This is a genomic window from Dactylosporangium sp. CA-139066 (assembly GCF_050936175.1).
Taxonomy (GTDB): Bacteria; Actinomycetota; Actinomycetes; order Mycobacteriales; family Micromonosporaceae; genus Dactylosporangium.
In genome coordinates this window covers 2,595,297-2,607,086 of the sequence record NZ_JBNJNH010000002.1, presented here as the reverse complement: position 1 = coordinate 2,607,086, position 11,790 = coordinate 2,595,297, and the positions used below count along the sequence as shown (strand labels likewise).

Annotated in this window: 8 protein-coding genes; 4 read left to right on the top strand and 4 right to left on the bottom strand. The window is 72.1% G+C overall.

Features of this window, described 5'->3' with window-relative positions:
- The first annotated feature begins 13 nt into the window (after positions 1–13).
- From ACQEVU_RS56745 to ACQEVU_RS56735, 3 genes are all read left to right on the top strand, one after another.
- A complete protein-coding gene (locus ACQEVU_RS56745) occupies positions 14–1,864 on the top strand; it encodes a bifunctional metallophosphatase/5'-nucleotidase (protein ID WP_433339524.1) in 1,851 nt (616 codons plus the stop codon).
- A 100-nt stretch (positions 1,865–1,964) separates the two neighbouring features.
- Positions 1,965–2,774 (top strand): SAM-dependent methyltransferase, encoded by an 810-nt coding sequence (locus ACQEVU_RS56740; protein ID WP_433339523.1) that lies wholly within the window; start codon positions 1,965–1,967, stop codon positions 2,772–2,774.
- 11 nt (positions 2,775–2,785) lie between these two features.
- The gene (locus tag ACQEVU_RS56735) at positions 2,786–4,900 is read left to right on the top strand and encodes a putative bifunctional diguanylate cyclase/phosphodiesterase (protein ID WP_433339522.1); all 2,115 of its coding nucleotides are present in this window, start codon (positions 2,786–2,788) and stop codon (positions 4,898–4,900) included.
- A gap of 15 nt (positions 4,901–4,915) precedes the next feature.
- Here ACQEVU_RS56735 and ACQEVU_RS56730 read toward each other — a convergent pair whose 3' ends face one another.
- From ACQEVU_RS56730 to ACQEVU_RS56715, 4 genes are all read right to left on the bottom strand, one after another.
- The gene (locus tag ACQEVU_RS56730) at positions 4,916–5,287 is read right to left on the bottom strand and encodes a hypothetical protein (RefSeq protein WP_433339521.1); all 372 of its coding nucleotides are present in this window, start codon (positions 5,285–5,287) and stop codon (positions 4,916–4,918) included.
- Between the two features lie 120 nt (positions 5,288–5,407).
- A complete protein-coding gene (locus tag ACQEVU_RS56725) occupies positions 5,408–6,484 on the bottom strand; it encodes a hypothetical protein (protein WP_433339520.1) in 1,077 nt (358 codons plus the stop codon).
- Between the two features lie 21 nt (positions 6,485–6,505).
- Positions 6,506–6,721, bottom strand: coding sequence for a hypothetical protein (locus ACQEVU_RS56720; RefSeq protein ID WP_345132159.1), 216 nt, complete (start codon positions 6,719–6,721; stop codon positions 6,506–6,508).
- A gap of 13 nt (positions 6,722–6,734) precedes the next feature.
- Entirely contained in the window at positions 6,735–10,094 is a 3,360-nt protein-coding gene (locus ACQEVU_RS56715; protein WP_433339519.1) for a cyclic nucleotide-binding protein, read from the bottom strand.
- A 98-nt stretch (positions 10,095–10,192) separates the two neighbouring features.
- Between ACQEVU_RS56715 and glpK the strand changes: the two genes are divergently transcribed.
- Positions 10,193–11,677 carry a glycerol kinase GlpK gene (gene glpK / locus ACQEVU_RS56710; protein ID WP_433339518.1) on the top strand — a complete coding sequence of 495 codons (1,485 nt, stop codon included), beginning with the start codon at positions 10,193–10,195 and terminating at the stop codon, positions 11,675–11,677.
- Positions 11,678–11,790 lie beyond the last annotated feature (113 nt).

The window sequence follows — 11,790 nt, the reverse complement described above, 5'->3', positions numbered from 1 at the left end:
CAGGGAGAGAAATATGGCCCAGCCCCGCGCCCGCGGCTGGCGGATCGCGCAGCACCTCGCGGTGCCCGCGCTCGCCGTCGCGGTGGTCGCCTTGCTGCCATTAGCCAAGAGCGGCTCCGCTCCGGACGCCGGCCGGTGGACGCCGCTGACTCCGGCCAAGGTCGCCTTCACGCAGAAGGCGGGCCCGACGGTCACCGCGCAGCTGCTCGGCTTCAACGACTTCCACGGCAACATCGACCCGCCGACCGGCAGCGGCGGGCTCATCAACGGCGTTCCCGCCGGCGGCTCGGAGTACCTCAGCACGTACCTCACCAAGCTGCGCGACGCCGCCAAGAAGGACGGCGTCAAGAACAGCGACACGGTCGTGGCGGGCGACAACATCGGCGCCTCGCCGCTGGTCAGCGCCGCGTTCCACGACGAGCCGGCGATCGAGGTCCTCAACGCCATGGGCGTCGACCTCGCCTCGGTCGGCAACCACGAGTTCGACGAGGGCGTCACGGAGCTCTACCGGATGCAGTTCGGCGGCTGCCACCCGACCGACGGCTGCCAGGACGGCGACGGGTTCGCGGGCGCGAAGTTCCCGTACCTCGCCGCCAACGTGACGAACAAGTCCAACGGCCTGCCGATCCTGCTGCCGTTCACGATCCGGCTCTACGAAGGCGTCCCGGTCGCCTACGTCGGCATGACGCTCGAGGCCACCCCGGGCATCGTCAACCCGGCCGGTATCAAGAACGTCGACTTCCACGACGAGGTCGAGACGGCCAACAAGTACGCGACGATCCTCGGCTGGCTCGGCATCAAGTCCATGGTGCTCGTGGTCCACGAGGGCGGCATGCAGAGCAGCCCGCCCGCGCCGCTGGACCCGTCGGGCTGCGCCAACTTCGCCGGCCCGATCACCGACATCACCAAGGGCCTCAACCCGGCGTACGGCGTGGTCGTCTCCGGCCACACCCACCGCTTCTACACCTGCGAGCTGCCCAACTCCTCGGGCGCCAACTCGCTGGTCACGAGCGCGGGCACGGCCGGCACGCTGGTCAGCGACATCCGGATCACGCTGGACAAGAAGACCCGCAAGTTCGTCGACGCGTCGGCCACCAACGTGATCGTCGACAACGGCGTGAAGAACCCCGACGGGACCTACCAGAAGGACGCGACCGGCACCCCGGTGCGCAACACCGCCCTGGTCGACCCGAAGATCAAGACGATCGCCGACAAGTACCGCGTCGCGGTGGCCCCGCTGGCCAACAAGGTCATCGGCAGCATCACCGCCGACATCACCACCACACAGGCGGCCTCGGGCGAGACTCCGCTCGGTGACGTGATCGCCGACGCCCAGCTCGCCTACACCAAGGCCTCCGCGGGCGCCCAGATCGCGTTCATGAACCCGGGCGGCATCCGGGCGTCGCTGATCTACGGCAACAGCCCCGGCGGCGAGGCCCCCGGCCAGGTGACCTACGGCGAGGCCTTCACGGTCCAGCCGTTCAACAACCTGGTCGTGACGCAGTCGTTCACCGGTGCGCAGATCAAGGACGTCCTCGAGCAGCAGTTCGTGGGCTTCCAGGGCCAGACGGTCCAGCGCATGCTGCAGGTGTCGGACGGCTTCACCTACACGATCACGCGCTCGGCCCCGGCCGGGTCGAAGATCAGCAACATCCAGCTCAACGGCGTCGCCCTCGACCCGGCGGCCACCTACAAGGTGACCACGAACGACTTCCTGGCCAACGGCGGCGACGGCTTCCTGAACCTCGCGAAGGGCACCGGCCGGGTCACCGCGCCGGGCTTCGACGTCGACGCCCTCACCTCCTACCTGGCCACCGGCCCCATCGCGCCGGGCCCGGCCAACCGGTACACGCTGGTCGCCTGACATTTCAGGCGTCCCGGGCGGGCGGCTGGGTTTCCCCGCCGCCCGCCCGCACGTATGCTCGCAGGCGCCGCCAGCCGACAAGGTCGAGGAGTGTTGATCTGTGGACCGTCCCAGCTGGGCTCCTGCGGACGTCGACCTCGACCGGCCGAGCGTGGCCCGGGTCTATGACTACTACCTCGGCGGATCGCACAACTTCGCCGCCGACCGCGCCTTCGGCGAGCAGGTCCTGCGCGTGATGCCGGCCGTGGCCGGGCTCGCCCGCAGCAACCGGGCGTTCCTGCGCCGGGCCGTGCACGGACTGGCCGCAACGGGCATCCGGCAGTACCTCGACCTCGGCTCGGGCATCCCGACCGTCGGCAACGTCCACGACGTCATCGCCGACGCCGGTGTCACCGACGCCCGCGTCGTCTACGTCGACCACGACCCGGTGGCGGTCGCGCACAGCCGGGCCATCCTCGCCGACGTGCCCGGCACGGCCGTCGTCGCCGGCGACCTGCGCAACCCCGCCGAGGTGCTCGCCCAGCCGGAGGTGCGGGGCCTGCTCGACTTCAGCGAGCCGATCGCGTTCCTGCTCGTCGCGGTGCTGCACTTCGTCCTCGACGAGGAGGACCCGGCCGGCATCGTCGCCCGCTACGCCGAGGCCGGGGTGCGCGGCAGCCACGTCGTCCTCTCGCACATCGGCTACGACCGGGCCCTCAACCCGGCCGAGGAGGACGCCTACCGGATGTACCGCAACTCGCCGACCCCGCTGATCCTGCGCTCGAAGGACGAGATCGCCAAGCTGCTCGGCGGCCTGTCGCTGCTCGAGCCCGGCGTCGTGGCCACCCAGCAGTGGCGCCCGGACGGCGAGGAAGCGGCGCTGAATGTGGGCGGCGCGATCAACTGCGCCGCCGTCGCCCGCAAGGACTAGCCCGATCGATCATGACCGCCATCAGCCCTACGCCTACGTCGTGGGACCGCCCGCATCGCGCCGCCGAACGGATGGCGCGCGCCTGGTCGCTGGCCATCGCCGGCACCAGCTACGTGTCGATGAACGGCCTGGAGGTCCAGGACTTCCTGACCAGCCTGGCCACCCGGATCATCCACGCGCTGACCACCGAGGTCTTCGACCCGGCCGACGTGCGCGAGGTCGGCTCGACGCTGGTCGCCGCGCACTTCACCGAGCCGACCACGCTCGAGCGCACCCTGGCCGTGCTCGCCGAGCAGTTCGGCAACGCGCCGGTGAAACGGGTCGCGCAGGTGCAGGGGGCGCTCGCCTCCGGCTACGCGCTCGCGCTGCGTGACCGGGTCCTCGACGAGCAGGAGGAGATCCGCACCGCCGCGCTGTGGGCCCGCGCCCGGGCCGAGGAGGGCCGGCGGGTCAGCGAGGCCCGCTTCCAGGCGATCTTCGCCGGCGCCGCGATCGGCATGAGCGTGAGCACGGTCGACGGGCAGGTGATCGAGGTCAACCAGGCGCTGTGCGACATGCTCGGGTACAGCGCCGACGAGCTGCGCGCGATGTCCTTCGAGGACTTCGTGCTGCCCGAGGACCCGCCCACGGCCGGCGCGATGTTCGAGGAGATGCTCTCCGGCGGCAGCGACCAGTTCCGCATCGAGAAGCCCTACGTGCACCGGGACGGCCACCGGGTCTGGACCGACCTGGTCGCCTCGGTCATCCGCGACGAGGACGGCCGCCCGCGCTGGCTGGTCGCCATGTTCGAGGACATCACCGAGCGGCACCTGCTGCAGGTGCGCCTGCGCCACCAGGCCCTGCACGACCCGCTGACCCAGCTGCCCAACCGCACGCTGTTCTTCGAGCGGCTCACGACCCTGCTCGAGGACGCCGCGGACGACGATGCCCGGGTCGGCGTCTGCTACCTCGACGTCGACGGCTTCAAGGTCATCAACGACACGCTCGGCCACGACATCGGCGACCAGCTGCTGCAGACCGTGGCCCGGCGCCTGTCCCGCTCCATCAGCGGCGACCGGCAGCTGGTCGCGCGGATGGGCGGCGACGAGTTCGTGGTGCTCGTCGAGGGCTGCCGGGGCATCGCCGACGTGGTCGCGGTCGCCCAGAAGGCCCTGGACACGGTGCGCGCCCCGGTCCACGTCGGCGGCCACGAGATCAGCATCTCGGCCAGCATCGGCGTGGTCGAGCAGCCGCTGCGCGGGATGAGCACCGGCGAGCTGATGAAGGCCGCCGACACCACGCTGTACTGGGCCAAGGCCGACGGGCGCAACCGCTTCGCGCTCTTCGACGCCGAGCGGCACGCGAAGGAGGTGACCCGCTACGAGCTGTCGGCGAGCATGCCGGCGGCGCTCGAGCGGCGGGAGTTCTTCGTGGAGTACCAGCCGCTGGTCCGCCTCAGCGACGGCGTCACGATCGGCGTGGAGGCGCTGGTGCGGTGGCGGCACCCGCGCTTCGGGGTGCTCGGCCCCGACGCGTTCATCGGCATGGCCGAGGAGACCGGGCTCATCGTGCCGCTGGGCCGCTGGGTGCTGCACGAGGCCTGCCGGCAGGCGGCGGAGTGGCGCCGGGCGGTCGGCGATCGGGCGCCCGTCATGAGCGTCAACCTCGCCGTGCGCCAGATGCGCGACCGCACGATCGTTCGCGACGTGCGGGCCATCCTCGACCAGACCGGCCTGCCGCCCGAGGGCCTGCAGCTGGAGCTCACCGAGAGCGCGGTCATGAGCACCGGCGGCGACCCGATCGAGGCGCTCAACGCCCTGGCCGCCCTCGGGCCGCGGATCGCGATCGACGACTTCGGGACGGGGTACTCGAACTTCGCGTACCTGCGCAACCTGCCCGTCCACAGCCTCAAGCTGGCCGGCTCGTTCGTCGCCGGCCTGCGCCCGCCGGAGCGCCCGGACCCGGTCGACCAGGAGATCGTCGCGGCCGTCATCGGCCTGGCCCACACGCTCAAGCTGAGCGTGACCGCCGAGGGCGTGGAGACCGCCGAGCAGGCGGCGCGGCTGCAGGAGCTGGGCTGCGACACCGCGCAGGGCTGGTACTACGCCGCGGCCGGCCCCGCGTCCGCCATCAACCTGGCGAACTGAGGCCGGCCGCTCCTGCTAGTTGGCCGCGTACGGATTGACCTCTTCGTGCATGTCCGTCATGAACTGCGACCACATGTCGTGCTCGTGCGGGTCGGCCCCGACCAGGTCGTAGTGGCCGTCCAGGAAATCGGTGTCAAGCTGCCACTGCGGGAGGTCGAGGTCCGGCTCGTCGAGCCCGAGCGGCTCGTCGTGCTGGTGCTCGCCGGTCTCCCCCAGGTCGGTGTCGTGCAGGTCATCGTGGTGGATATCGTGCGAATCGGCATCTTCAAGCTGGAGGTCGTGCTGGTGGTCGTACCCGTGGTCTCCCGCCAGGACATGGTCGACTCCGCCGTCATGGTCGACGTGGAGATCGTGCTCCATGCCCCAGTCGAGGTCAAAGTCGCTCATAACCTGCTCCCGGTCTTTTCAGTCCCTCTGGTGAGGTACCTCTAGAACGGTAGGTTCCGATCTCCCGCGCCTGCTCCCGGAAACGTGCCACGCTGTGCCCCGGCCCGCCGGGCCGGTGCTCTAGCGGGTGCGGCGGTCCAGCCAGCCGTCGCCGTTGGTGTCCTCGTAGCGGGCGTCCATGACCCCGTCGTGGTTGGTGTCGATCTCGGAGGAGTCGATCAGCCCGTCGCGGTTGGTGTCGTGGCCGATGAACTCCGCGCGGCCGTCGCCGTCCGTGTCGACGACGATGTCCACGCCGCCGTCGGCGCGGTTGACGTAGGTGTGCTGGTCCCAGCGGCCGTCGCCGTCCCAGTCCACGCGCGTGTGGTAGCCGTCGGTCGGGGCCTGGCCGGGCACCTGGCCGTGGCCGACGTGCTGCGCAAGGCCCTCCAGGCCGCCGCCGATGCCGCCACCGTGGTGCTGGCCGGCGTGCTGGGCCAGATCGCCCAGGCCGGCGCCGATGCCGCCGCCGGACGTCCCCACCCCGCTGTAGCCGGCCAGGCCGCTCGCCACGCCCTGCGCGCCGCCCCCGGGCAGCGCGGCCCCGACGTCCTGGCCACCGCCGCCCGACAGCGCGCTCCCGACACTCTCGGCGCCGGTCGGGGCCTCGTGCGGGACGCCGCCGCCGGTGTACCCGCTCGAGCGGTACACGGTGCCGGACTCGCGGTGGGACTCGTGGTGGTACTCCGTGTGCGACGACTCGGTGTGCACCTCTTCGATGCCGGCGTGCCGGCCGCCCTGGGGGATGTCGTCCATGTGGCCGCCGAAGAGGCCGCCGTGCCCGCCGGCGCCGGTGGGCTCGGGGGCGGTGTGCCGTCCGCCGTACTGCTCGACGACGTCGTGCATCCCCCGCCCGGCCTCGGCGCCGCCGGAGCTGACGCCGTGGCCGACGGCGAACCCGTGGCCGTGACCACCGCCGTGCAGCACGTCGTCGAGGCCGGAGCCGATCGCCGAGAACACCCCGAACATGCTGGCCTTGCTGGTGCGCTGCTCGACGTGGGCCTGCCCGCCGGCCTCGCCGATCTGGGACTGCAGGATGTCCAGCTCGTCGGGGGTCAGCTGATACCCGGCCAGCGCGCCCTGCGGGTCGGCCGCCAGCCGCGCCTTGAAGGCCGGGTCGCCGAGCAGGCGCTCGAGCACCTCGTCGAAGTCGGACATGACTATCCCCCAGTTATGCGATCAGTCGAGTTCGGGCATGGGAATCGGCTGCGGCCGCGGACGGCAGGTCCCGCACTGCACCGCGTCCTCCACGACGAGGCCCTCGGCCCGGCCGCGGCGCTGCGAGCGGTGCACCTCCAGCAGGTAGGGGCCGAACTTGGCATGGTCCTCGCACAGCCCACGCCCGCAGAACCGGCACGACCCCCGCGCCGCCTTGGCACAGAACCAACAAAGCACGTGCGCTCCCTTTTCAGCCGATGATGACGCAGGAGTAGATGGTCACGGTAGCGCTCGCAGCCTTGGACACGTTGCCCGCGGCATCGGCGATCACCGCGGTGATCGTGATGGTGTCGTCCGATCCCTGGCCCGGGAACGGCCCGAGCGTGGCCGACCACTTCCCGCTGCCGCCGGAGTACTTCAACGACTGCGTCTTGCCCTCGAACGTGTAGGTCAGCGTGCGGATTGTGAGCCCCGCCGCGCCGTTGTTGTCCGAACCGGCGACGGTCACCGACGACGTCGTCGGCGTCGACGGCGGCTGCGCGCCGTTCCAGCAGGGATTGCCGCCGTAGGTGTGGTAGATGCCGCTCGGCGCGGCCCGGACGACGACCGTGGGCGGCGTGGTGTCCGCTGGGGGCGCGGTCGTCGTGGTGGGCGGGGCGCCGGTCGTCGGGCCGGCCGTGGTGCGGGTCGGGGTGGGCGTGCGGCTGCGGGTCGGCGTCGCGGACGGCGACGTCGAGGCCGACGGCGACTCCGACGGGGAGTCGCTCGGCGACGGCAGGTCCGACGGGCTGTCGGTCGGCGACGGGTACACCGTCGGGGTGCCGCCGGGCTTCGGCAGCGCCACGCCGTCGCCGCAGGTCAGGTCGGCCTGGTTGTAGGGCTCGACGACCTCGCCGTTGAGCTTCACGATGCCGCGGCCGACCTCCGGGTCGTTGCCGGCCGAGAGCGCGAAGCGGGCCGCGCCCTCGTTCTTGACGTCGCCGACGGTGAGGTTCAGCGGCTTGAACGCGGTCGTGGTGCTCGTGGTGTCGACCAGCAGGCGGCCGCCGGTCAGGGTCAGGGCGGCGCTCGGCTCGATCGGCGTCTGCTGGCCGCTGACCAGGTCGCCGATGCCGACGTCGACGCCGGCGCACAGGACCGTGGCGCTGCCGCCGCGGAACGTCAGGGTCGCCGTGGACTTGGCGTTGACGCGCACGGAGTCGCCGTGCTGGACGTACAGCTTGCCGTTGCGGCTCAGCGGGCGGTCCTCGCCGTTGACGCGGACGGTGGCGCCGCCCCGCGTGACGGTGACGAGGGCGCTGTCGGTCGGCATCTCGGCCCACACCGGGCCGGTGAACAGGTTGGCGCCGGTCAGGAACAGCGCGAAGAGCAGCAGCAGGATGAGCAGCCACCACAGTTTGCGCTCGAAGCGGCGGTCGACGGTGTCGTCGGCGGGGGCCGGCGGGCCGGGCGGAGCGGCGAGCGGCGGGTAGATCGACGGCGGGTGCGCGCCGGCCACGGGGCGGCGGCCGCCGGCCGGGATCGTGTCCGCCTGACGGCCGAGCAGCAGCGGCAGGCCGGCGACCGCGGGCAGCAGCCACGCGCGGGCCGGCGTGCGGGCGGTGGCGACCTGGCCGGGCGAGCCGTCGCCGTACGGGCCGATCATGGAACCGCGGTGCAGCTCCGCGCCCTCGGGCAGCTGCAGCGAGCCGGACTCGACCACGAGCGCGTCGTTGCCGGTGCGCAGCACGACCGGCTCGCCGGGGCCGAGGTGCATCGGGCGGGCCCGGGTGAGCAGGCCCAGGCGGTCCTCGGGGCCGAGGTTCTGCAGCGCCGGCGTCTCGCCGACCAGCGTCTCCAGCTCGGCCCACTCGACCGGCGGCGGGCCGGGCAGCGGGCCGACGGCCGAGGCGACCGCCGTGGACGGGATCGAGAGCAGCGTGGTGCCCGCGGTCGTCCAGCCGAGCGCGGCCGGGGCGCCGGTCAGCGCGTTGGCCAGGCCCACGACGCCGCCGCGGCCGACCCGCTCGCGCACGGTCCCGGTCGGGTCGCCGGGGCGGCGGGCCTCCAGGGCGCCGTCGACCACCACGTACACCATGGACTGCGCGGCGCCGGCGAACACGAGCTGCTCGCCGGTGCGCGGGTGCACCCAGCGGGCGTGCTCGGAGAGCTTCGCCAGGGCCTCCGGCGGCAGGCTCGACAGCGCGGAGCCGCTCAGCGCCGCGAAGCGCCGCGGCTCGTCGCGCACCAGTTTGCGCTCCCCCAGCCGGTCGCGCAGTCGCCGTCCGCGGCGGCGCAGCCAGCCCATGAAGAGGTACACCAGGGGCGACAACAGTCCGGCGCAGACCACGACCAGCAGGGCACGCCCGAGCCAGCCCGCGTTCCACAGGCCCGTCACGACGCCGGCGACGCGGTCGGTGTACACCCGATAGATGAGGTTGACCGCGATCGCGATCCAGATGACGGCGAGCATGCCGTACAGCGCGACGAGGCGCCCCTCGCGGTCGAGCTCGGAGAAGCGCGGCGGGCGCCGGCGCAGCCGCGCGATCACCCAGGCCAGGCCGCGGGCCCGCAGGTTGGGCACCTCCAGCCAGTCCATGAGCAGGTAGTACCCGTCGAGCGCCATGAACGGGTTCAGGTTGAACAGCGCGTTGAGGTACCACGCGAAGGCCAGCTTGAACGTCCACGGCTCCAGCTCGGGGAAGAACACGCCCACGATCTGGCAGGTGCCGGCGAGGATCAGGCCGGTCGCCGGGCCGGCCACGGTGGTCACGATGCGGGCCCGCCGGCCGGCCATCCACACGTCCGTGGTGTCCACGAAGACGGAGGGGATCCCGAAGTACACCAGGAAGCCCGCCACCGGCACGCGCCGCCCGGCATGCTTGGCGCCCAGCGCGTGCCCGAGCTCGTGGCAGGCCAGCGCCAGCACGTTGAGGCCGAGCAGGACGAGGGCGCCGGCGAAGTACGAGTCGTTGGTGAGGAACACGGACTGGTCGGCGCGGAACCAGTTCCACACGAACACGCCCAGCCCCGCCACGGCCACGAGCCCGGCCAGCACCGCGAAGACGCGGGTGAAGAACAGCCGCCCGCCGGCCTTGTACAGCAGCGTCACGAACGGGTCGACCTTGGCCAGCACGACCCGGCGCCCCTGCGCGGTGGCCAGCAGCGCCTTGCCGAGCCGGATGGGCCACGGCCGGCGGTGCACCTTCTGCATCCCGTGGAAGGCGTCGACCGGCAGCTCGGCGAGCATGCGGTTGCCGGCGAGATCGGCGACGACCCGGGTCACCTGGTCCGGGGCGAGCCGGCCGGAGATGCGCGCGAACTCGGCCACGAGCCGGGCCACGGTCCGGCTGCCGTCCATGAGCTGCGCGAGCTTGAACTCGTCCGGCGCGAGCCGCAGGTAGCTCGACTCGCCGCTGTCCGGCGAGCGGAGCATCACGTACTCGACGCCGCGGGCCGACGTCAGCGTGACCGCCTCGACGCCGTCGCGCAGCAGCGGGCGGGCGCGGGCGGGGTTGAGCCGGTCGGACACCGCGTGCCACAGTCCGACGTCGGAAGGGCCGGACGGTACACCGGGGGCACGCCCCGCGAGGGCCTCCCAGACACTGATGCGCGTCTCGATGACGGCCACTGTCGCTCCTGTTCAGGCACGGTTCCGGCCACGGACTCTAGGCGGGTTTCCGCCGCGCCGGAAGGTTGCGTCCCGAACGTGACAATGCTTCGGCGAAGATGACAGGCGTGTACATCCTCGCCATCGACCAGGGCACGACCTCCACCCGTGCGATCGTGTTCGACGCCGACGGCGCCATCGTGGCGCTTGACCAGCGCGAACACCACCAGAGCTTCCCCCGCCCCGGCTGGGTAGAACACGACCCGGTCGAGATCTGGCACAACGTCCAGGCGGTGTCGACCCGCGCGCTGGACCAGGCCGGCCTCTCCCGCGCGGACGTCGCCGCGATCGGCATCACCAACCAGCGTGAAACGACCATCCTGTGGGACGCCCGCACCGGCGAGCCGGTGCACCCCGCCATCGTCTGGCAGGACACGCGCACCGACGCCGTCATCCGCTCCCTGGCCGGCGACGCCGGCCCCGACCGCTTCCGCGACCGCTGCGGCCTGCCCCTCGCGACCTACTTCGCCGCCCCGAAGGCGGTCTGGCTGCTGGACAACGTCCCCGGCCTGCGCGAGCGCGCCGAGGCCGGCGAGATCCACTTCGGCACCGTGGACACCTGGCTCATCGAGAAGCTCACCGGCCGGCACGTCACCGACGTGACCAACGCCAGCCGCACCATGCTCATGAACCTCACCACGCTGGACTGGGACGACGAGCTGCTCGCGGCCTTCGGCATCCCCCGCGTCATGCTGCCGGAGATCGGCTCCTCGTCCTTCGTCTACGGCGAGGCGCGGACCATGCTGCATGGCGTGCCCGTCGCCTCCGCGCTCGGCGACCAGCAGGCCGCTCTCTTCGGCCAGACGTGCTTCGCGCCGGGCGAGGCCAAGTGCACGTACGGCACCGGCTCGTTCCTCCTGCTCAACACCGGCACCCGCCCCGTGGCCAGCGAGCGCGGCCTGCTCACCACGGTCGGCTACCGCATCGGCTCGGCCGATCCCGTGTACGCCCTCGAGGGCTCCATCGCGATCACCGGCTCGCTCGTGCAGTGGCTGCGCGACAACCTCGGCATGATCTCCTCGGCCCCGCAGATCAACGACCTCGCCGCGACGGTCTCCGACAACGGCGGCTGCTACATCGTCCCGGCGTTCGCCGGCCTCTTCGCCCCGCACTGGCGCCCGGACGCCCGCGGCGTCATCACCGGCCTCACGGGTTACGTCACCAAGGGCCATCTCGCCCGCGCTGCCCTCGAGGCGACGGCCTGGCAGGTGAAGGACGTGGTCGACGCGATGATGGCCGAGTCCGCGGTACCCCTGGAGACCCTCAAGGTCGACGGCGGCATGACCGCGAGCGACCTCCTGATGGGTTTCCAGGCCGACGTGCTGGACGTGCCGGTGGTGCGCCCGACGGTGGCGGAGACAACCGCGCTGGGCGCCGCCTACGCCGCCGGCCTGGCCGTCGGCTTCTGGCCGTCGACGGACGCCCTTCGCGAGAAGTGGCACGTGGACCGCCGCTGGGAACCGTCGATGTCCGCGGAGGCCCGCGACCGCGGCCACGCTTTGTGGCTGCGGGCAGTGGAGCGCTCCTTCGGCTGGGCCGACTGACCGGCTCACTACGGCTCGGGCCCCTGGAGCGCTGCGCAATTTCTCTCCACGATCATGCGATTTCGCCATGATCGTGGAGAGTCAATGCACTCAGGACGACGTTTTCTCTCCAC